This is a genomic window from Streptomyces sp. PA03-6a, from assembly GCF_033792765.1.
In the GTDB taxonomy this organism is placed as follows: domain Bacteria; phylum Actinomycetota; class Actinomycetes; order Streptomycetales; family Streptomycetaceae; genus Actinacidiphila.
Genome location: NZ_JARAVK010000001.1, coordinates 114634 through 134888 on the forward strand (window position 1 = coordinate 114634; position 20255 = coordinate 134888).

The window sequence follows — 20255 nt, forward strand, 5'->3', positions numbered from 1 at the left end:
GCCGCCCACCAGGCGCGATGCGCCCGTACCGGGGGCATGACCGGCCCGGTGGCCGAGAGGGAGTGCGATCGACGCCAGGCCGGCCGACGCCGAACGGAGCGATGCCAGAGTGACCGACGGAACACCGGATCAGGCGCCGGCAGCGACGGCGCGCGGGAAGTACGCACCCGTCCGGCTGCGTGAGAGCGAGATCCTCCGGCGGGGCCTGGACACCTTCGCCGAGCTCGGCTACGCCGCCACCACCATGCGGGAGTTGGCCCGGCGGCTCGGCGTGAGTCACAACTTCGTCCACGAACGGTATGGGTCGAAGGGCGACTTCTGGCGCGCGGTGGTGGACTTCGCGCTGCGGGACGCCCAGCCCGCGCTCGACCGGCTCCTGGCCGAGTGCCACGACGACGGCGAACGCCTACGGGCCGTCGTCGTCCACCTGTACCGCCTCGCCGCGAACGACTCCGCCATGAACCGGTTGCTCACCGACGAGTCGACCCGGGACTCCGGTCGCCTGGACTATCTCCACCAGCGGTTCATCAAGCCGTTCTGGGACAGCATCGAGCCGACGGTCGACGGCCTCATGGCGGCGGGCCGCATGCCGCGCGTCCCCCCGCACATCCTGTACTTCGCCGTCACGGGCCCGGCGCTGGCCCTGGCACAGGACCCGATCGCCGACCGGCTCAACCCCGACGACGTCCCGACGGCGGAGCGCGACAGGAACACCATGGCCGACGCGCTCTCCGCGCTTGTCCTGCACGGCCTGCTTGCGCCCTCGGGCCATGGGCCCGTCACCGGCCGGCCCGGGCGGGCCTGACAGCCGGGGCGGTCGCGTCAGGAGGCGATCCTCGCCAGGGCCGCGGCGAGCGCCTTGAGGTCCAGGCCGTCGAGGTGGTCGAGGAAGCGGCGCCGTACGGAGGCCAGATTGGTCGGCCACGCCTCCCGCAGCCGGGCGAGGCCCGCGTCGGTGAGGACCGCGTTCCAGCCGCGGGCGTCCTGGGTGTCCTTGACGCGCTGGACGAGCCCGTCGCTCTGCAGTCGGTACACGGCCCGCGTCATCCCGCTGAGCGACCGCTCGCAGGCGACGGCGAGATCGCTCATCCGCATCTGCCGCTCCGGTGCCTCGGACAGGTGCATCAGGGCCATGTACTCGGTCAGCGGAAGCCGCTGCTCGCGGACCAGATCGGCGTCCATGGCGCGGGGCAGGGCGTAGATGACGCGGTGCAGCGACCGGATGACCGCCTCTTCATCCGGGCTGAGGGGCGTGATTCCCTCCGGGGCCGCTTCCTGCTGCGGCATGACGTCAGACATGCCTCAAGATTACTTGCTCCGCAAAGTAAGCGAACGCTTTTTCACCGTGACGCGCCTCGCATCCACGGCGGCCGCCGGGCAAGACGATCGCGCGGTGTGCCGTGGCTGCCTACACTCCCGGGCATGTCATGCCGCATCAGTGAGCTGGTCATCCACGCCGCCGACGCCGAGAGGCTGGCCGTGTTCTGGAGCGAGGTCCTCGGCTACGTCGAACTCGGCCGGGAGGACGACGGAAGTATCGAGATCGGGCCGCCCGGCATCGGCTTCGGCGGCCCGCAGCCCACCCTCATCCTCAGCCCGAGCAGTGACCCGCGGACCGGGAGGCTCCCGCTGCACATCGACGTCAACCCGGTCGACCGCGACCAGGACGCCGAGCTGGAGCGCTTGCTCGCGCTGGGCGCAAGGGCCGCCGACGTCGGCCAGACCGGCACCGAGAACTGGCACGTCCTGGCTGACCCGGAAGGCAACGAATTCTGCCTCCTGCGCCGCCGGCTCCAGCCTCTCTGACACCGCTCTGACACCACGGGGTCCGGCGCGGCCGGGGAAAGCCGGGTGCCGTCGACTCAACGAGTCACAACCTGGGCGCGCAGGCGCGTGAGGATCCGCGACAGGAGCCGGGAGACCTGCATCTGCGAGACGCCCAGGTGGGCGCCGATCTCGGCCTGGGTCATGTCGTGCCCGAAGCGGAGGGAGAGGATCAGCCGATCCCGTTCGGACAGCTGCCGGATGAGGGGCTTGACCGCCTCGATGTCGTCGACCTTGCCGTAGGCGGCGTCGTCGTAGCCCAGGCGCTCCGCCCAGGCAGTGCTGCCGTCGTCGTCCTCGGTCGCCGGCGCGTCGAGGGAGGCGGCCGAGTAGGCGTTGGCGGCGGTCAGGGCCTCCAGCACCTGCTCCTCGGTGATCTGCAGGCGGGTCGCCAGTTCGGCCGTCGTCGGGGCCCGGTCCAGTTCGGCTTCCAGGGCATCGGTGGCCTTGGCCAGGTCGATGCGGAGTTCCTGCAGGCGCCGGGGCACGTGGACCGACCAGCTGGTGTCGCGGAAGAACCGCTTCATCTCGCCCACGATGGTCGGCACCGCGAAGGTCACGAACTCCACGCCGTAGGCGGGATCGAACCGGTCGACCGCCTTGATGAGGCCGATCGTGCCCACCTGCACGATGTCCTCCATCTGATCGGCGCGCTGGGAGAACCGGCGGGCCGCGAAGTGCACCAGCGAGGTGTTCATCTCGATGAGCGTGTTGCGCACGTACTGGTACTCGGCTGTGCCCTCCTCCAAGGCCTGCAGCCGGGCGAACATCACCTTGGAGACCTGCCGGATCTCGGGCGGCGTCATATCGCCCGGCACCTCGGGAAGCGCGTCCACAGCGCCGTGCTCCTGCGTCGCCGCGACACTGCCACCGGCCACTGCGATCTGCATCTCGGCAACCCTCCTCATCGGTATGTTCCAGCCTGCACCCTCGGTGCGTCACCCGCCTACCCCCGCTCAAGCCCGGCAGTCCACGGCTTCCCGCGTACGGCGTGAGTGGTGTTTGCGACGCCGCCCAGCGGTCAGGCGAAGCAATGGAACATGACCTCGATACCTGGGAAGGTGAGCAGCATGGCCGCCAATGAGAAGGCCAAGGCGAAGACCGAGCAGGCCGTCGGCAAGGCCAAGGAGGCCGCTGGAGAGGCCGTGGGCAACGAGCGGCTGACCGCCGAGGGCCGCATGGAGCAGGCCAAGGGCGACGCGCGCCAGGCCAAGGAGAAGATCAAGGACATCGGCCGGCACTGACGACCGGCACCGAGCTCATGTCCGTGGGGCGGCCCGAGCGGGTCGCCCCACGCTCATGCCCGGTCTCACGGCCCGTCAGGCAGGCGTCCGCGAGGGGCTATGCTGCCCCGCACCAGCCAGAGAGCCGGACGGGATCCAGGGCGCCGGCCGGCATGGCAGGGCTGGGCTTCACGTACATGAGCGTGGGCCGGCGCACGGTCTCCGGCTGACGGTTGACGGCCCACGGGGGCCGGAGCGCCGGGACCCCGGGCCCGCCGGGCCGGCGTGGTCGCCCGATCAGCTGTTGAGGCGGCGCAGTGCCACGGTGCGTCGGGCATCGCGTGTCTTCGCCGTGGCGGGGGATCGCGTGGCTTCTGCGCGTGCCATCGCCGCGAGGCGTGCGAATTGCTCACCCATGCCCCTGGTGCCGCTCAGCGGGGTGAGGCCGTGCGGCCACACGGCCTTGGCGAGCGCGACGTGACGGGCGCCGCCGAGGATGACGACGGGGTCGACCGCGGCGATCCGGAGGTCTTCCGCCTGGGCGCGGAGAACGGCGTCGGTCACCGCGTCGGCGTGCCCGTGCGGGGTGTCGTAGGGGTCGATCTCGTCGTCGAGGTCCAACAGGCCGTACCGGGCGGAGAGGATCACGAGCCGGTCCGGTTGGAGCGCCTCGGCGGCCTTCCGGCACGCGCGGTGGTAGCTGCCGATGTACATGTCGGCCGCCCTTGCCCGGTGGTCCAACTTGCGGGAGCCGCAAGGGATGACGACCAGCTCCGGTCGGAAGCCGTCGGTGTACTGCGTCGGAGTCATGCAGGTTCCTTCCGGGTCCGTCTGCGCTCGGACGCGACGGACGCCGGCTCTCGCGTGGTCCGTCCTCGTCCCGTGCCATGAGGTGCAACACCGCCGGAGGAGAGGGCCGTAGCGCAGGGACATGCCATCGGGCCCTCACATCCGGACGTACCGCGGAGCGGGGCGGCTCTTTCATAGGTGACCGGTCGTATAGTGCTCCGTATGGGAAGCACCAGTGGTGCCAGGGAGAAGATTCTGAGCGCCGCTCACTCGCTGTTCGACCAACGCGGTTACTCGGCGCTGGGGCTGGCGGAGATCTGCAGGGCGGCCGGAGTGCCCAGGGGCAGTTTCCACTACTTCTTCGCCTCGAAGGAGGCACTCGCGCTCAGCGTCATCGACGAGCACTGGAACGCGCAACGACGCGCCTGGCTCTGCCTCCTCGATCCTGATGCGGAACCCCTGTCGCGATTGCGGATGCTCTTCGAGGCCGCCAGCGTCCAGCAAGGTGCGGGACAGCGGGACTGCGGCATCGTCGCGGGCTGCATGTTCGCCAACTTCGCGGTGGAGTCGGGCGAATTGACGGAAGTCGTCCGCGAACGCCTCCGGGAGATCTTCGAAGCACAGGTCGGCATGGTGGAGTCGGTCGTCGTCGAGGCCCTGCGGCGGGGCGAGGTGACCGTCCCGGACACGCGGGCGGCCGCCCGCTCCGTGGTGGCACAGCTCGAGGGCCGGGTCCTGTTCGCCAAGCTCTACAACGACACGGCGCAGCTCGGCCCGCTGTGGGTCAACTGCCTTGCGCTGCTGGGTGCCCGCAGCCCTCAGGCGCCCGCCGCATGAGACAGCGTGGTGCCGCCGTGCGGTCTGGGAGGTTGTGCCTCCCAGGAGGGAGCAAGCAGGTCGTGGCATCGGTGCGGGTCGCGGGCGCACGATGGCGGGTGGAAAGCCGGGGAACGGCGGTTCCGCCGTCGTCGTCCTGGGGTCCTTGGGGCGGTTCTGACTCAGGGGACTCAGGGGACTCAGGTGGGAACCGCGGCGACCGCGGTCCGCGCGGCGCATGACCGGGAGGTGTCCCATGTTTCACAAGCAGCCGGGAGCGGGTCCGCTCACCGTGTTGGTGTTCGTCTTCCCGGGGGTGCGGCTGCTCGACGTGACGGGCCCCATCGAAGTCTTCGCCTCGGCGAACGAATGGGGCGGACCGTACCGGGTGCAGGTCGTGTCCGAGGACGGGGCGGAGGTGGTCACCGCCGCCGGGACGCGTCTCAGTGCCGACCTGTCCGTCGCCGACGTGCACGAGACGTGCGACGTCCTGGTGGTCCCCGGCGGTCCGGAATGGGAAACCGTGATCAAGGACGACGCCCTGCTGGACGCCGTACGGGGACTGAGCGGGAAGGCCCGCTGCACGGCATCGGTGTGCACGGGAGCCTTCCTGCTGGCCGCGTCGGGGCTCCTGGACGGCCGGCGGGCGGCGACGCACTGGAGGCAGACCCGGGAACTGGGCCTGCGCTACCCGTCCGTGAAGGTCGAGCCGGACGCCATCTTCGTCCGCGACGGGAAGATGATGACCTCGGCCGGCGTCAGCGCCGGCATCGACCTGTCCTTGGCCCTCGTCGAGGAGCACTACGGGGCGGAGGTCGCCCGGGCGGTCGCCAAGGACATGGTCGTCTTCATGCAGCGACCGGGCGGCCAGTCCCAGTTCAGCGCGCGCTCCCGGCTGCCGCACCCGCGCCAGGAGATGCTCCGCGAGGTCCTGGACTCGGTCGCGGAGAACCCCGGGGACAACCACTCCCTGACGGCCATGGCCCGCAGGGCCGGCGTCAGCGTCCGGCACATCACGCGGCTGTTCTACGACGAGGTGGGCACCAGTCCGGGGCGGTACGTGGAGCAGGTCAGGCTGGAGGCCGCCCAGGCGATGCTGGAGACCGGTGACGACCCCATGGCCGTCGTGGCGCGGCGCACGGGATTCGGCTCGCCCGAGTCTCTGCGCCGGGCGTTCGTACGACACCTGGGCGTGACGCCGGCGGCGTTCCGCGCCAGTTTCCGGACGACCGGCCTGGGCGCCGGGGACCTGAACCCGGCGGCGGGCGCATAGCACACCGGCGATGTGCGTCATGGCCGGCCGTGAGCGAGGCCACGGGCAACAGGCTTCCGGGAGTTGAACGCTTGGGGAACAGCGGCCCTCGGCCGTTGTGGAGCCTCCTTCTCGGGTAGGAGTCGCAGGCGGACGTCGGCGGCCGTGAGCGAGCAGAAGGCGATCACCATGACTTCCATCGGTCCGACTCCCGAACCCGGTCGGCGAAGGCGACGTGCGCCGGGCTGCCTCGAAGCAGAGGTGCCGCGGGCACGGAGCGCGGTGGAGGACACCGAGGCGGCGCATTCGGAGCCGACGCCCCTGAACGACGGTGAACACGCCTGCACGCTGCCGCACTTCCCCAGCGCCCTGTCCGTCATGCGGCGGAGAGTGCGGAAGATCCTCGCCGAGTGGGAGATGGCCCCGCCGGTCGCCGACGACGTGCTGCTGGTGATATCGGAGCTGGCCACCAACGCCGTCGTGCACACCGACGGCCCCGCGGGCCTGCGCCTGTCGTGGACCGAGGTCGACGGGCGCAGCGCCGTGCGCATCGAGGTCACCGACTCGGGTCCGTCGGCGGGGCTCCGCGCGGCGGCGTGCGCCACCGACCCGGACGAGCACGGCCGGGGCCTCGGCATCGTCAGGGCGCTGTCGGCCCGGCACGGCGTCCGTTCCGACTACGCCGGATTCACCCACTGGGCGGACCTGCTCGCCGCGTAGAGGCCTCCGCGCCGCGGCTCCGCTCGGTCAGCCGACCTGTGAGACGCAGGCGAGGAACGGTCCGGCCGCCTTGCTCCACGACTCGCCCCGGGCGAGAGCGGCAGCGCCCTCCGTACGGAGCGAATCGACCACGGGCGTGAGGAAGTCCGCCCACCACTGCCGTACGGCCTCGGGCTTCAGGCCGATCGTGGCGACCGCCGCGCGCACCCTGTCCTCGAGGACCGCGGCGCCCTCGTCCAGGTCGGTTCCCGACCACTCGTCCACGTGCTGGGCCATCAGGGCCCAGGAGATCCGGATCATGCGCCGGATCGTACGTCCGCCGGCCGACACGCCGTCGCAGCGGACCCCCTACGACGGACACCCCCGGGAGGACGGTCCCAGGGGTGTCGTGCGCCGTCGCGGGAGCGGTCAGCGGAAGGCCGACTCCACGAGCTGCTTCTGCTCGGCGGCATGCCGCCGGGCGGAGCCCACCGCGGGGGCCGAGGCGGACGGCCGGCTGACGCATCCGAGGGGGCGGCCCGCCAGCCGTTCCACGTGCGGCCTGACGAAGGACCAGGCACCTTGGTTCTCCGGCTCCTCCTGCACCCACCGCACCTCGGCGTCACGGGGCAAGCGGGCGAGCTCCGCGCCGAGTTCCTCGTCCGGGAAGGGGTAGGGACGCTCCAGCCGGATGATCGCGGTGTCCCGCAGGCCGGCGTTCCGCCGGTACGCGTCCAGGTCGTAGGAGACCTTCCCCGAGCACAGCAGCACGCGCCGGGCCTGTGCGGCGTCGACGTCCCGGTCCGGTACGACCGGACGGAAGGAGCCCGCGGTGAAGTCCGCCAGCCCGGAGGTGGCCTCCTTCAGCCGCAGCATCGACTTGGGGGTGAACACCACCAGGGGCCTCCTGCGCTCGCCGAGCGCCTGCTGCCTGAGCAGGTGGAAGTAGTTCGCGGGCAGCGTCGGGACGGCGACGGTCATGTTCCCCTGCGCGCACAGCTGCAGGAACCGCTCGATCCTGCCGGAGGAGTGGTCGGGACCCTGTCCCTCCAGTCCGTGGGGCAGCAGCAGCGTCACCCCGGAGCGTTCGCCCCACTTCTGTTCCGACGACGCGATGTACTCGTCGACGACGCTCTGCGCGCCGTTGGCGAAGTCGCCGAACTGGGCTTCCCACAGCACCAGCGCGTCGGGCCGCTCCAGCGAGTAGCCGTATTCGAACGCCAGGGCCGCCATCTCCGACAGCATCGAGTCGTAGGGGGAGAAGCCCGCGCTGCCCGCGCCGAGGCCGTTCAGCGGGGTGTGTTCCGCGCCGGTGCGCCGGTCGGTGAGCACCGCGTGACGCTGGCCGAACGTGCCGCGGCGGGAGTCCTGTCCGGACAGCCGCACCGGCACCCCCTCCATGAGCAGGGAGCCGATGGCCAGGGTCTCGGCGGTGGCCCAGTCGATCGTGCCGGCGTCCAGCATCGTGGCGCGCCGGTGGAGCTGCGGCAGGACGCGCGGGTGCACGGTGAAGTCGGCGGGCTGCCCGGTCTGGGAGGCGATCACGTGCCGGGCGGCCGCCTCCGTGATCGCGGTCGGCACCGGCACCGCGGTGCCGTCCCGGTGGTCCGCGGGGGTGGCGGGCTTCGGGGAACCGGCCGCCGACAGGGCCCGCGTCTCGGCGAAGGCCTGCTCCAGGCGCTCCCGGTAGTCCCGCAGGGCGCCTTCGGCCTGCCGCTCGTCGATGGCCCCCCGGTCGACCAGGGCCTGGGCGTACAGCTTGCGCACCGAAGGCGTGGCGTCGATGCGGTCGTACATGGCCGGCTGGGTGATGGACGGGTCGTCGACCTCGCTGTGCCCGTGGCGCCGGTAGCAGATCAGGTCGATGACGACGTCCTTGTGGAACGCCTGGCGGTAGTCGAAGGCCAGGCGTGCGATCCGCACGACGGCCTCGGGGTCGTCCGCGTTGACGTGGAAGATCGGGGCCTCGACCGTCCGCGCGACGGCGGTGGCGTAGGTGCTGGAGCGGCCGCTGGCGGGCGAGGTCGTGAAACCGAGCTGGTTGTTGATGACGACGTGCACCGTCCCGCCGGTGCGGTAGCCGGGCAGCTGCGACATGTTCAGCGTCTCGGAGACCACGCCCTGCCCGGCGAACGCGGCATCGCCGTGGACGACGACCGGCAGGACGGGGAACGCCGCGCCGTCGCCGTCGGCCAGGTCCTGCTTGGCGCGCACGACCCCCTCGGCCACCGGCCCGACGATCTCCAGGTGGGAGGGGTTCGCCACGACGGAGACGGCGATCGCGCCGCCGTCCAGGGCGTGGTAGGTCCCCTCCGCGCCGAGGTGGTACTTCACGTCGCCGGTCCCCTGGACCGACAGGATGTCCACCGCGTCCTCGAACTCGTGGAAGATGTTCCGGTACGACTTGCCGATGATGTTGGCCAGGACGTTGAGCCGGCCCCGGTGGGCCATCCCGATGACCGCCTCCCGCATGCCGTGCCTGATGCTGCGGAGCAGCAGGGCGTCGAGCAGCACGATCGCCGACTCGCCGCCTTCGAGCGAGTACCGCTTCTGGCCGACGTACTTGGTCTGCAGGAAGGTCTCGAAGGCCTCCGCAGCACCGAGCCGGTACAGGACCTGCAACTGGTCGGCACGGTCCGGCCGGGGCGAAGGCGCCTCGATCCGCTCCTGCACCCAGCGGCGCTCCTCGAAGGCCTGGATGTGCATGTACTCGGCGCCCACCGTCCCGCAGTAGGACCCGCGCAGGACGTCCAGCACACCACGCAACGTCATGGTGTCGCGCCCGGCGAAGCCGTCGACGACGAACTCCGCCTCCAGGTCCTCGTCGCGCAGGCCGAAGGCCGCGATGTCGAGCTCCGGATGCGTGGTCACCCGACCGGCCGCGAGCGGGTTGGTGTCGGCCGCCAGGTGTCCGCGTACGCGGTACGCGTGGATGAGCGCGGCGACGCGCACGGCCTTGGCAGCCGCTTCTCGCGCGTCCACATGCGGGGACGGCGTGCCGGCACGCTCCTGCCGGCCGGCGGTGGCGGCGGGGGAGACGAAGAAGTCCCTCCACTGCTCGTCGACCGATCCGGGATCGCGCAGGTAGCGCTCGTACAGTTCGTCCACGAGCCATTCGTTGAGGCCGAATTCCGGTCCTTGGAGTGCCGGTTCTTCGGCGCTGGATGTCGACGCCACTGGGTGGATCGCCTTCTTTCCTCATTCGGGACAGCCGATGGCGGGGGCAGTCGCAAGGGCCCCGTCATCCGCGCATGGCTCCCGGTGGGGGAGCGGCCCCGTTCCGTGCCGGTGGGGTGCGCGCATCGCTGACCGTGTGGCACCACCGACCCTAGGACGATGCCGGGCCGACGCCGAGGGCCGAAGGTGCCGGGGAGGCGTCACATCAGGACGTTCCCCCGCGCCGTGCCGCGCCGGTGCGTACGGCTCCCGCTGGGTTCCGTGGGCCGGACGTCCTGATGTGAGGGTGTCCTGGCACGCGTAGTGATGCGGAGCGAGCCGAACGTCACCGTAACGTCGTAGGGCCAACGAGCCGACGGCTGCGGCCGCGGCCCGTGAGCTGTTGGGCCTGGGGGCCGGTGTGCCGATTGCCGACGGCGATTCCCGATGCGAGGAAAGAAGCGTTCTCCGCCGTGACATCCGACCCCAGCGATACCCGGTCCCTCCCGCCCAGGAGCGACGCGGGGCCCCGGCACGCCACCCATGCACGTCCCCGGCTGCCGGCCTTGACCGGGACGCGACGTCCGCACCTGGGCCCCAGCTGGTTCGCGGCGGTCATGGGCACCGGCATCGTCGCCAACGCGGCGGTCACCCTGCCGCGGAGCTCCGCCTGGCTGCGTGACGCGGCCACGGTGGTCTGGGCGGGCGCCGCGCTGCTCCTGGTGGTCCTCGCGGCCGGTTACCTCAGGCAGCGGACGCTGCGGGTGCACGCCGGCGATCCGATGCTGGCGCCGTTCCTCGGGGCCCCGCCGATGGCACTGCTCACGGTGGGGGCGGGCGCGCAGCTGCTCGGCCGGCAGGTGCTCGGAGCGCGTACGGCCCTGAACGTGGACTGGGCGCTGTGGTCACTGGGCACCGTACTCGGCCTGGCGGCGGCCTGCGCTGTGCCGTACGTGATGGTCACCCGGCACCGCTTCGCTCCGGACGCGGCCTTCGGCGGCTGGCTGATGCCCGTGGTGCCGCCGCTGGTCTCCGCGGCGACGGGCGCCCTGCTGGTCCCGCACGCACCGGCCGGACAGCCGCGGCTGGCCCTGCTGCTCGGCTGCTACGCGATGCTCGGGCTCGGCCTGGTGGCGGTCCTGCTGGTACTGGCGATGGTCTTCAGCCGGCTGGTCCACCACGACGCACCCACGGGAGCGGTGGTGCCCACGGTGTGGATCGGCCTGGGCGCCGTCGACCAGGCGGTGACGGCGATGGGCTCGCTGGCCACGGCGGCACCCAGCGCGCTGCCCGCTCCGTACGCCCGGGCCGCGGCGGCGTTCGCGCTGCTGGGCGGGATCGGGCTGTGGGGCTTCGCGATGCTGTGGCTGGTGCTCGCCGCGGCGCTGACCGTACGGCAGCTGCGGGCGGGACTCCCCTTCGCGCCGAGCTGGTGGTCCTTCATCTTCCCGCTCGGCGCCTGCGTCACCGGTACGGGTGCCCTCGCCACCCGCACCGGATCGCAGCCCTTCGTCTGGACCGCCGTCGTGCTCTACGTCCTGCTCGTGGCGGCCTGGGCGGTGGTGGCCTGGCGCTCGCTGCACCACGCCGCCGGCCACGTCGCCCCGCGGGGCGCCCGGAGGGAAGCGCGGACGTGAACACCCCCGTGCGTTGCCTCAGCCCGTGATGTGACGCAGGGCGCGGGGGTGGATCCTCGCACCCTGCACCTGCGCCTGATGCGGTTCCTGCACGCCGGCGTCGGTGACGTAGAGGGTGGTGCCGCGCAGCGCGGTGGCGGTGGGCGAGGCGAGACCGTCCGCCGCCGTGAGCACCGTCGCCCGGGTGCCGTCCGGGTAGATCACGTCGACGCGGTTCGCGGCGTTGACCGCGGCCGGCACCACGTTGGACCGGTCGCCGAGGAAGGGGAAGCGGAGGCCGTTGGCACCGAACGGCCGGCCGGCGTCCGGGAGCGGCGCGAGGGCCGGGTCGGTGAGCCAGGGGAGCGCCTTCCCGCCTGCCGTGGGTACGGCCCAGATGGTGCCCTTGCGGCTGTCCGCGACGTAGAGGGTGCGCCCGCCGGGATCGACGGCCCGTCCGTTGGGCAGGCCGTCGGCCGGCAGTGCGGCGATGCGGCGGGCGGTGCGGCTGCCCGGGGCGAGCTTCCAGACGCCGGCGCGCGAGGGGCAGCTCCACCAGAGGTCGTAGTGGACCGTCCCGTCGGCGCCGCGGGTGTTGCCGCTGAAGGTGTCGCCCAGGACGCCGGTCCAGCACCGTCCGGTGCCTGCCGGAGGCGCTGCGGCGCACCGGCTCCGGGGGCTTGCCGGCGAAGCTTCCCAGCATCGAGACGTTCAGCGACCCGTCCGGGTCGACGGTGATGTTCTTTCAAGCCGGGGAGCGGCGGTGCCGCACGGCCTGGCACGGTGCGACCACCGCGTGTTTGACGCGTCAAGCACTCTGTTAGGGTGAGGTGATGGTCCGTCCCGGCGGACCCGGCGCGTGACCGCGTCGCACGTCCACCGGAGGAAGGTCATGGCACCCGCAGGATTCGAGACGGCCGACGACACGGCACGGCGGGCGGCCAATCCGCTGCGTCGGCTCACGATCGACGAACTGCGGCGCCGCAAGGGCATCAAGTGGCGTCACCATCCGGCGGACGTCCTGCCGCTGTGGATCGCCGACATGGACGCGACCCCGGCCCCCGCGGTCGTGGACGCGGTGTCCTTGGCCTTCGAACGCGGGGACACCGGCTACCCGCCCTTCGACGCGACGATGGCGGAGGCCTGGGACCAATTCGCCGCCAAGCGCTGGGGATGGCGCATGGCGACGGAGCGGACGATGGTCGTCCCCTCCGCCCTGACGGGCATCGCCGAGACGCTCAAAGTGACGACGGAGCCCGGGGACGTGGTCGTCGTCAACTCCCCGGGGTACGGACTCCACCGGCACATCGCGGAGGGACTGGGCCGCCGCGTCGTGGAGGCCCCGCTGGGGCCCGACCACCGCATCGACCTCGAGGCGCTGCGGGCCGCGTTCGGCCGGACGGTCGACGGCGGCCGCCCCACGGTCTTCCTGCTGTGCAGCCCCCACAACCCGACCGGGACGGTCCATACGGCGCAGGAACTGGCCGCGGTGGCACGACTGGCGCGGCAGTCCGGGGTGCGTGTCGTCTCCAACGAGATCCACGCGCCGCTCGTCCCGTCCGGCGCGCACCATGTGCCGTACCTCTCGGTCCCCGGCACCGAGGACGCCGTCGCCGTCTACTCCGCCTCCAAGGGGTGGCACCTGTCGGGCTTCCGCGCCGGAATGCTCGCCTGGGCGCAGGAGGCGGACGACGTCCTGCGGCGCATCCCCCTGAGCGTCGCCCATGAGCTGAGCGGCATCGGCGTCATCGCCCAGACCGCCGCCCTGCGGCTCGGTGGCGGCTGGCTGGATGCGCTGCTCGCCGGCCTCGACGACAACCGACGCCTCCTCGGCGAACTGCTCGAGCGGCATCTTCCCGGCGTCCGGTACCGCCGGCCCGAGGGGACGTACCTGGCGTGGCTGGACTGCCGCGCCCTCGGACTCGGTGACGATCCCGCGGCCGCCTTCCTGGAACGCGGCCGGGTCGCCCTCTCCCCGGGCCTGGAGTTCGGCACGGGCGGCGCGGGGCACGTACGCCTCAACTTCGCCACGTCGCCGGAGATCCTCACCGAGGCCGTCCGCCGGATGGGCACGCTGGCCTGATCCCGGCCGGCCCCGGGCCGCCGCTCGATCCTCTCGGTCCCGTGACGACGCACGCCGTCCCGCGGGCCGGCACTGCTCTTCAATGGGAACCACCTTGCTCAACACCACTGCCATACACGCCGGTTCGATGTTCGACGGGTTCACCCGCTCAGGACCGGCCACGGTCCATGTCAGAGGCGACCGCATCCTCCGCGTGGACCGCACCGGCGCGCTGCCGACCGACGGCACCCCGGTCGTCGACCTCGGCCCGCGGACATGCCTGCTGCCCGGCCTCATCGACACCCACACCCACCTCGCGTTCGACGCGAGCCCGGACCCCGTGACCTCCCTGACCGCGACCGGCGACCCGGAGCTGCTCGCGCAGATGCGGGCCGCGGCCCAAGCGGCGCTCCGGGCCGGCATCACCACCGTCCGCGACCTCGGTGACCGCGACTACCTCTCGCTGACCCTCGTCGAGGAGTTCGCCCGGGCCCCGGAGAACGGGCCGGAGATCCTCGCCGCAGGCCCCCCGCTCACCACGCCCGGCGGGCACTGCCACTTCTTCGGCGGCGAGACCGAGGGCACCGAGGCACTGCGCGCCGCGGTGCGCGAGCGCCACGCGCGCGGTTGCGCCGTCATCAAGATCATGGCCAGTGGCGGCAACATGACGCCCGGTTCCGTGCCCCCGCACGCCTCCCAGTACGGCCCGGAGGACCTGCGCGCGGTCGTGGACGAGGCACACCGTCTCGGCCTGCCGGTGGCCGCCCACGCACACGGCGTCCAGGCCATCAGGGACGCCCTCGACGCGGGCGTCGACAGCCTGGAGCACGTCACCTTCCTCGGCGCCGACGGCGCCACGTACGACCCCGGCCTCGCCGCGGCCATCGTGGACAGCGGCACGTTCGCCAGCCTCACCCTGGGCATGGCCCCCGGCGCGGCGTTCAACCCGCCCCCGGCCCTGGCCGCACACGTCCGGACCATCCTGAACACCTTCGGCAACCTGCACGCCGCGGGCGCCAACGTGGTCATCGGCTCGGACGCGGGCATCGGGCCCGACAAGCCCCACGACGTCCTCCCGCACGGCGTCGGCGCCCTCGTCCGCCTGGGCGTGACCCCTGCCGACGCCTTGATCTCCGTGACCAGCCTGGCCGCCCGGCTGTGCCGTGTGGAGGGCCGCAAGGGACGGATCACCGCCGGTGCCGACGCCGACCTGCTGGTCGTCGACGGCGATCCCGTCAAGGACCCCGCCGCCCTCCTGGACGTGCGGGCCGTCTTCCGCGCCGGCATCCGGGTGCGCTGACCTCCGCCGGAGGGCAGCGCATCGCGTGACGTCGGCGACCGGGGCTGTCAGCGGTGGGCGGCCGTCCCCCCAATGGCGTATCCCCGCGTGCTGTGCTCATGATGGTCGCGTAGGGCCGACGTTCAGCTCTGCCCCCGCCGGCGTGCAGAGCCTGGAGGGCAGGCCATCTGCCTTTGTCCGCACTCCTCACCGCTGCGGGAAACCCACGGCCCCTGGATCGTGCGCGGCGTCGCCGGTGCAACGGCGTCCACTGCTGTCGTTTCGCCTTGGTCACGCGCGCGCCGGTGGCCTGTGGCAACACCTTGACTTCCCTCATACGGATCACTTCAGGTGGGTGAATCGTGGATACACCAACCAGGAAAACCGGCAGGTTCATCGCGCTCATCGCAGTGCTCGCTGCCGCCCTGCTGGTCTGCCCGAGCGCCAGCGCCGGAGCATGGGGCGACAGCCGCGGGCAGGACACGGCGGTGGGGGAGTCTCCCTCCCCGTCGTCCTTCCCGCAGGCGAAACCTCCCCCCGGTTTCACGTCCAAGTACGCGGAAGTGAACGGCTTCCGCATGCACTACCTGCGAGGCGGCAAGGGTTCACCGGTCGTGCTGATCCACGGCTTCCCCCAGTCGTGGGCCGAGTGGCGGGACCAGATGGGCCCGCTGTCCAAGAACCACACCGTGATCGCGGTCGACCTTCGCGGCGCCGGCAACTCCGAGGTCACCAGGGGCGGTTACGCGAAGGCACAGATGGCCAAGGACGTGCATGAGCTGCTGAAGCAGTTGAAGCTGAACAACGGTGTCCAGGTGGTCGGGCACGACGTCGGTCTGTGGGTCAGCTACGCCTACGCTGCCCAGTGGCCGAAGGAGGTGCGCCGCCTGGCCGTGATGGAGGCTCCCATCCCGGACGACAGCCTGTACCGCTTCCCGGCGCTGGAGGCCAACCCGAAGACCCCCTCGATGTGGCACTTCGGCCTGTTCCAGCTGCCGCTCGCCGAGCAGCTCATCTCCGGTCACGAGCGCGTCTTCGTCCAGGGCTTCATCGAGGAGCTCCTGGCCGACAAATCGGCGTTCACGAAGGACGACTACGACTTCTACGCCCATTACCTGAAGGAGCCGGGCCGCACGGTGGCCTGGATGAAGATGTACCGCGAGCTCCGCGGGGACGTGGACCAGAACAAGAAGTTCCTGGCGGAAGGCAAGCTGCGGATGCCGGTCCTGGCGATCGGCGGCCAGGCGTCGTTCGGCGGCAAGATCGCCGACCAATGGCGTGACTACGCCGTGAACGTCGAGGGCCGGGTCATCATGGGGTCGGGTCACTGGGTGACCGAGGAGAAGCCCCAGGAAGTGACGAACCTGCTGCAGTCCTTCCTGCAGAAGTAGGTTCCGCCGCGAACGGCGGTACCCGCGGCAACCGTGACGGTGCCTTCGGCACCTCAGGCGCCGCTCTGCTGCTCGGCCGGCTGCGGAACCGGTGCGGCGGGCAGCAGTTCGCGGCGCGCCAGGGCGACCAGGGTCCGCAGGGCGATGGCGCCGATGAACACGGTGATGGCGGCGAGGAACACGTAGGTGTACGCCCCGGCCCCGGGCGGACGCTGGCGCTCCACCCAGTGGATCGCGACGGCGGCGACCGCGGCCCAGCTGAAGGTGAACGCCCATGTGCTGGGCATGAAGGGCAGCTTCACGTAGGCGGGGAGCAACCGCAGCTGGGCCAGCACCATCAGCAGTCCGTAACCGCCGAGGAAGGCCGCGACCCCGTCGATGGAGTCGGTGAACAGCACGAAGTAGGCGGTGCTGGCCACGGCCGCGGGGGCGACCTCGATCGCCAGGGTCGGCAGCAGGGGCGGGGGCGGCAGGGGGCGGAAGAACAACCGTCCCATGATCACCGAGCCGAGGATCATCCAGCAGACCACGCCCAGGCCGAACATCACCTGACCCAGTCGCTGCTGCCCCACCGCGCCGGCCGACGCCGCGGCCAGCAGGCCGCCGGCGACCGTGGGCAGGAAGTAGCCGGGATGGAAGCGGTCGACGTCGATCCGCCCGTAGATCCACTGACCGGTGAACCAGGCGCCGAGCAGCACGGTGAGGACGAGGAACACGTCCACCAGCACCCGCCCGGCCGTGGGGGCCCGGACGTAGAGGCCGTTCGCGGCGATCACCATGGGGACGATCACGCACAGCGACGCGAACGGTCCGGCCGCGGCGTCGGTCAGGTCCCGTGCCAGGGACCGTGCCCGCACCGCGTGGTGGAGATAGGCGACCGTCACCAGCAACCACACGGCGGCCGCCAGGACCAGCAGCGCGTCCCCGACGCCCCGTGGCACGCGACCGGCCCCGGCGGCGATCAGCCAGGCGTCCGCCAAACCGACGAGACCGAAAGGCATGCCGAAGAAGTTCAGGGGAATCGGTCGATTTGTCACGGTATCGGAAACTATCCCACTTTTTCCCTCACCGGTCCTCGCGGCGCAGGGCCGGACCGGACCGGACCGGCCCCTCACGCTCCACGGCCTCCAGGTACAGCTCCACGTACCGCTCGACGTCGACCCCGAGCGCCACGTCCACTGGTCAGCCCCCGCGGGTCGGCGACCGCGCAGACCGCGCCCGCGTCACCCAGGCCGCCGCCCGGGTCGGTCCCGTCGGGGTTCAGGCCGCGGTGGGCGGGCAGGCGCGTACCGGGCTCCTCGCTCTTCAGCAGCCGGCGCACGTGCTCGGACGGGACGATCACCTGCTCGAACACGTCCAGTCCGTACATCGTGACCGGCACTCCGGCGGAGAACAGGATCGCGGCGGCCTCCGGGTCGTGCCAGACGTTGAACTCCGCGACCGGGGTGGCGTTGCCCCTGCCCACGGCGCCGCCCATGGAGACGATCCGCTCGATGTTGGCGGTGACCTCCCGGTGGGTGCGCAGCAGCAGCGCGATGTTGGTGGCCGGCGCCGTGGGGATCAGCGTGACCGGGCGTGGGGAGGCGAGGATCTGCCGGCGCAGCAGTGTCACGGCGTCCAGGTCGACGGGCGTACGGGTGGGTGCGGGCAGTCCCAGGTCGCCCATGCCGTCCTGGCCGTGCACCTGGTGGGCCGTACGCGGGGGTGCGATCAGCGGATGTTCCGCGCCCCGGGCGACGGGGATGCCGGGGGCCCCGGCCTGCTCCAGCACGGTCAAGGTGTTGCGCACGACCGCGTCCACGTCGGTGTTGCCGCCCACGCACGTGACCGCGCGCAGGCCGAGGCCCGGATGACGGACCGCCAGCAGAAGCGCCAGGGCGTCCTCGATGCCGGTGTCGCAGTCGATGATCACCGGGATCGGCCGGCCGTCGGCGTCGTGCACAGGAGGTCTCCCTCGTCGTGTCGGGCTGTTGCGTGCGGGACTTCCCCGCGGTTCGTCGCTCTGGGGGCGCGGCTACTCGTCGCGGGGCCCGATCCGGGCTCCTTGGGGACGGCGCACCGGTTGCGCAGGGGCGGGGGCCTTTGCGCCGTGCAGGAGTTCGTCCTCCACTGTCCGGTCCCGTCCGGCCAGCACGCCCGCGGCGATCTGCGGCACGAGGAGCAGGAGCATCACGGCGACGGGCAGGTCCCACCCGCCGGTGTGCTGGTAGAGGGCTCCGATGAGGATCGGCGCGGGGACGGAGAGCAGGTAACCGGTGCACTGTACGAAGGCGGAGAGCCGTACGACGCCGGGGCCGGTACGCGCGCGCATCCCGATCATGGTGAGGGCCAGCGAGAAGGCGCAGTTGGAGACCCCGATGAGCACGGTCCACACCCACGGCGCGGCACCGGGCGCCGCCCACAGCCCCGTGTAGCCGACGACCCCGGACAGACCCAGGACGACGACGAGAGGTCCCTGGCCGGGCAGCCGACCGCCGATCGCGGGCAGGACGAAGGACATGGGTACGCCCACCGCCATCGACACCCCCAGCATCAGGCCGGCGGCGGAGGCCGGGATACCCGCGTCGCGGAGGATCTGCGGCAGCCAGCCCATGGCGACGAAGGCGGCGGCCGACTGGAGCCCGAAGTAGACGGTGAGCGCCCAGGCCGTCGGACTGCCCGTGATACGGCCCGTCGACGTGGCCGGACTGCCGGAGAACACGCCGGCAGCGGCCGCGGCGTGCCGGGACCGGTCCCGTACCAGGGGCAGCCAGGGCAGCACGGCGACGGCGCCGACCGCGCCCCAGGCGGCCAGGCCGAGCCTCCAGTCGCCGCCCAGTGCCCCGGTCACCGGGACGCTGAGCGCGGCGGCCAGGGCCGTACCGCAGGAGAGGGCCATCGCGTACAGGCCCGTCATGGTGCCGACGCGGTGCGGGAACCAGCGTTTGACGACGACGGGCATCAGGACGTTGCCGACGGCTATGCCGCTCAGGGCGAGCGCGCTGGCGGCGAGGAACGGCACGGTGTGCCCGGTGAAGGGGCGCAGGAAGAGGCCCGTGGCGACCAGTGCCATGCCCGCACAGATCACGGCCGCCGGACCGTACCGGCGGGACAACCGGGGCGCCGCGGCGCCGAACACGGCGAACGACAGGGCCGGCAGGGAGGTGAGCAGGCCCGCCAGCGTGCCGCTCATGCCGAGGGAGGCACGGACCTCCTCCAGCAGGGGGCCGAGGCTGGTGATCGCGGGCCGGAGGCTGAACGCCGATACGAACAAGGCGCCGCCGACGAGCAGTTGGACACGCCGCGTGCCGGGCGCGGCGGCGGGCGCGGCGGTGGCCGCCGCGGTGGCGCGGGTGCGGCGCGCCCGGACCGGCAACCGGTAGAGCCCGGCCCCGAGTGCCGCGCCGATGATGGGCCCGACCAGGTAGATCGCGAGGTCGGTGGTCTGCCCGGAGAAGACCGCCGGACCGAGCTGGCGGGCCGGGTTGACCGAGCCCCCGCTGAGCGGGCCGAGGGTGGCGATCACGACCCCGACGGACAGCCCGATGACGGGCGCCAGACCGCGGATGAACCGGGGGCGGGCGACGAAGAAGGCGACGACGAGGGTCAGCGCCAGCATGCCCCCGACCTCCGCGAGGAGGACCGGCACGGGCTGCCAGGTCGGGGCGGGCCGGATCGCGGCGTGCGAGACCGACGGGAGCGCCACCGCCGGACCCCAGGCAAGGCGTGCCAGGCCCGTACCGGCGGCGGAACCGGCGAGCTGGGCCAGCACGTACGGCAGGACGTGCCGGCCGGGGAAGGCGCCCATCAGCCACAGGCCGACGGTGACGGCGGGGTTCGTGTGGCCGCCGCTGCGCCGTCCGGGAGGGCTGAGGATCAGGCCGGTGAGGATGGCCCCGCTGACGGCGCCGATCACGACGAGGGCGACGCGCAGGTCGGCGATGTAGAGGGACGAGTGCGGGTCGCGCAGCCATCGCACGACCGTCACCGCGAGGAACAGCAGGACGGTCGTGAGGACGAACTCGTCGGCGGCACGGGCCAGGGCCGGCCGCCGTGGCGGAGGGGAAGCGGTACCCACCTGGATCTCCTAGTCGGGGTGGTCGCCGGCGGGGCACCCCTGACGTCTGCTGCCGGGGGAGGAGCCACGAGCGGGGGAAAGCGGCCGGCCC

Annotated in this window: 18 protein-coding genes and 2 pseudogenes; 10 read left to right on the plus strand and 10 right to left on the minus strand. The window is 72.2% G+C overall.

All coding sequences use genetic code 11. The annotated features are described in order from the left end of the window. The first annotated feature begins 109 nt into the window (after positions 1-109). Complete coding sequence (locus PV350_RS00475; protein WP_499509940.1) at positions 110-805, plus strand: TetR/AcrR family transcriptional regulator; 696 nt, start codon at positions 110-112, stop codon at positions 803-805. Between the two features lie 17 nt (positions 806-822). Here the strand turns inward: PV350_RS00475 and PV350_RS00480 are convergent, their stop codons facing one another. After that, positions 823-1299 carry a MarR family winged helix-turn-helix transcriptional regulator gene (locus tag PV350_RS00480; protein ID WP_499509939.1) on the minus strand — a complete coding sequence of 159 codons (477 nt, stop codon included), beginning with the start codon at positions 1297-1299 and terminating at the stop codon, positions 823-825. A 123-nt stretch (positions 1300-1422) separates the two neighbouring features. On the opposite strand from PV350_RS00480, the gene PV350_RS00485 reads away from it, so the two are divergent. Beyond that, the gene (locus tag PV350_RS00485; RefSeq protein ID WP_500332463.1) at positions 1423-1806 is read left to right on the plus strand and encodes a VOC family protein; all 384 of its coding nucleotides are present in this window, start codon (positions 1423-1425) and stop codon (positions 1804-1806) included. A gap of 56 nt (positions 1807-1862) precedes the next feature. Here PV350_RS00485 and PV350_RS00490 read toward each other — a convergent pair whose 3' ends face one another. Beyond that, the gene (locus tag PV350_RS00490) at positions 1863-2714 is read right to left on the minus strand and encodes an RNA polymerase sigma factor SigF (RefSeq protein WP_499509937.1); all 852 of its coding nucleotides are present in this window, start codon (positions 2712-2714) and stop codon (positions 1863-1865) included. A gap of 180 nt (positions 2715-2894) precedes the next feature. On the opposite strand from PV350_RS00490, the gene PV350_RS00495 reads away from it, so the two are divergent. After that, positions 2895-3068: a CsbD family protein gene (locus PV350_RS00495; protein WP_499509936.1), complete on the plus strand. Its 174-nt coding sequence runs from the start codon at positions 2895-2897 to the stop codon at positions 3066-3068. Between the two features lie 276 nt (positions 3069-3344). Here the strand turns inward: PV350_RS00495 and PV350_RS00500 are convergent, their stop codons facing one another. After that, positions 3345-3857 (minus strand): DUF6884 domain-containing protein, encoded by a 513-nt coding sequence (locus PV350_RS00500; protein WP_499509935.1) that lies wholly within the window; start codon positions 3855-3857, stop codon positions 3345-3347. A gap of 201 nt (positions 3858-4058) precedes the next feature. Between PV350_RS00500 and PV350_RS00505 the strand changes: the two genes are divergently transcribed. The 3 genes from PV350_RS00505 to PV350_RS00515 all read left to right on the plus strand — a co-directional run bounded on the left by PV350_RS00505 (position 4059) and on the right by PV350_RS00515 (position 6624). After that, on the plus strand, positions 4059-4673 hold the full coding sequence (locus PV350_RS00505; RefSeq protein WP_500332464.1) for a TetR/AcrR family transcriptional regulator: 615 nt from the start codon (positions 4059-4061) through the stop codon (positions 4671-4673). 235 nt (positions 4674-4908) lie between these two features. Beyond that, positions 4909-5925: a GlxA family transcriptional regulator gene (locus PV350_RS00510; RefSeq protein ID WP_500332465.1), complete on the plus strand. Its 1017-nt coding sequence runs from the start codon at positions 4909-4911 to the stop codon at positions 5923-5925. Positions 5926-6186: 261 nt separating this feature from the next. Continuing rightward, positions 6187-6624, plus strand: coding sequence for an ATP-binding protein (locus PV350_RS00515; RefSeq protein WP_500332466.1), 438 nt, complete (start codon positions 6187-6189; stop codon positions 6622-6624). Between the two features lie 27 nt (positions 6625-6651). On the opposite strand, the gene PV350_RS00520 is transcribed toward PV350_RS00515, so the two are convergent. After that, a complete protein-coding gene (locus tag PV350_RS00520) occupies positions 6652-6924 on the minus strand; it encodes a hypothetical protein (protein ID WP_499509931.1) in 273 nt (90 codons plus the stop codon). Between the two features lie 108 nt (positions 6925-7032). Then, positions 7033-9771: pseudogene (locus PV350_RS00525) on the minus strand (multifunctional oxoglutarate decarboxylase/oxoglutarate dehydrogenase thiamine pyrophosphate-binding subunit/dihydrolipoyllysine-residue succinyltransferase subunit); the annotation flags it as partial. A gap of 554 nt (positions 9772-10325) precedes the next feature. On the opposite strand from PV350_RS00525, the gene PV350_RS00530 reads away from it, so the two are divergent. Continuing rightward, the gene (locus tag PV350_RS00530; RefSeq protein WP_499509930.1) at positions 10326-11396 is read left to right on the plus strand and encodes a TDT family transporter; all 1071 of its coding nucleotides are present in this window, start codon (positions 10326-10328) and stop codon (positions 11394-11396) included. Positions 11397-11414: 18 nt separating this feature from the next. On the opposite strand, the gene PV350_RS00535 is transcribed toward PV350_RS00530, so the two are convergent. After that, the gene (locus PV350_RS00535) at positions 11415-11993 is read right to left on the minus strand and encodes an SMP-30/gluconolactonase/LRE family protein (RefSeq protein ID WP_500332474.1); all 579 of its coding nucleotides are present in this window, start codon (positions 11991-11993) and stop codon (positions 11415-11417) included. Positions 11994-12267: 274 nt separating this feature from the next. Between PV350_RS00535 and PV350_RS00540 the strand changes: the two genes are divergently transcribed. The 3 genes from PV350_RS00540 to PV350_RS00550 all read left to right on the plus strand — a co-directional run bounded on the left by PV350_RS00540 (position 12268) and on the right by PV350_RS00550 (position 16107). Further along, a complete protein-coding gene (locus PV350_RS00540) occupies positions 12268-13458 on the plus strand; it encodes a MalY/PatB family protein (RefSeq protein WP_499509928.1) in 1191 nt (396 codons plus the stop codon). 82 nt (positions 13459-13540) lie between these two features. Next, entirely contained in the window at positions 13541-14737 is a 1197-nt protein-coding gene (locus PV350_RS00545; protein WP_500332467.1) for a metal-dependent hydrolase family protein, read from the plus strand. A 341-nt stretch (positions 14738-15078) separates the two neighbouring features. Beyond that, positions 15079-16107, plus strand: coding sequence for an alpha/beta fold hydrolase (locus PV350_RS00550; RefSeq protein ID WP_499509926.1), 1029 nt, complete (start codon positions 15079-15081; stop codon positions 16105-16107). Between the two features lie 53 nt (positions 16108-16160). On the opposite strand, the gene PV350_RS00555 is transcribed toward PV350_RS00550, so the two are convergent. From PV350_RS00555 to PV350_RS00570, 4 genes and pseudogenes are all read right to left on the minus strand, one after another. After that, entirely contained in the window at positions 16161-17144 is a 984-nt protein-coding gene (locus PV350_RS00555; protein ID WP_500332468.1) for an SLAC1 family transporter, read from the minus strand. 74 nt (positions 17145-17218) lie between these two features. Then, the gene (locus tag PV350_RS00560; protein ID WP_500332469.1) at positions 17219-18049 is read right to left on the minus strand and encodes a nucleoside hydrolase; all 831 of its coding nucleotides are present in this window, start codon (positions 18047-18049) and stop codon (positions 17219-17221) included. 72 nt (positions 18050-18121) lie between these two features. After that, a complete protein-coding gene (locus tag PV350_RS00565; RefSeq protein ID WP_499516732.1) occupies positions 18122-19495 on the minus strand; it encodes a CynX/NimT family MFS transporter in 1374 nt (457 codons plus the stop codon). Between the two features lie 30 nt (positions 19496-19525). Further along, a pseudogene (locus PV350_RS00570) lies at positions 19526-20164 on the minus strand (MIP/aquaporin family protein); the annotation flags it as partial. Positions 20165-20255: the final 91 nt, after the last annotated feature.

What these genes read in the sequence shown, in the direction of transcription:
- PV350_RS00485 (WP_500332463.1), top strand. Translation starts at nt 1,423, where the DNA reads ATGTCATGCCGCATCAGTGAGCTGGTCATCCACGCCGCCGACGCCGAG.
- PV350_RS00545 (WP_500332467.1), top strand. Translation starts at nt 13,541, where the DNA reads ATGGGAACCACCTTGCTCAACACCACTGCCATACACGCCGGTTCGATG.
- PV350_RS00490 (WP_499509937.1), bottom strand. Translation starts at nt 2,714, where the DNA reads ATGCAGATCGCAGTGGCCGGTGGCAGTGTCGCGGCGACGCAGGAGCAC.
- PV350_RS00520 (WP_499509931.1), bottom strand. Translation starts at nt 6,924, where the DNA reads ATGATCCGGATCTCCTGGGCCCTGATGGCCCAGCACGTGGACGAGTGG.
- PV350_RS00540 (WP_499509928.1), top strand. Translation starts at nt 12,268, where the DNA reads ATGGCACCCGCAGGATTCGAGACGGCCGACGACACGGCACGGCGGGCG.
- PV350_RS00500 (WP_499509935.1), bottom strand. Translation starts at nt 3,857, where the DNA reads ATGACTCCGACGCAGTACACCGACGGCTTCCGACCGGAGCTGGTCGTC.
- PV350_RS00480 (WP_499509939.1), bottom strand. Translation starts at nt 1,299, where the DNA reads ATGTCTGACGTCATGCCGCAGCAGGAAGCGGCCCCGGAGGGAATCACG.
- PV350_RS00510 (WP_500332465.1), top strand. Translation starts at nt 4,909, where the DNA reads ATGTTTCACAAGCAGCCGGGAGCGGGTCCGCTCACCGTGTTGGTGTTC.
- PV350_RS00495 (WP_499509936.1), top strand. Translation starts at nt 2,895, where the DNA reads ATGGCCGCCAATGAGAAGGCCAAGGCGAAGACCGAGCAGGCCGTCGGC.
- PV350_RS00505 (WP_500332464.1), top strand. Translation starts at nt 4,059, where the DNA reads ATGGGAAGCACCAGTGGTGCCAGGGAGAAGATTCTGAGCGCCGCTCAC.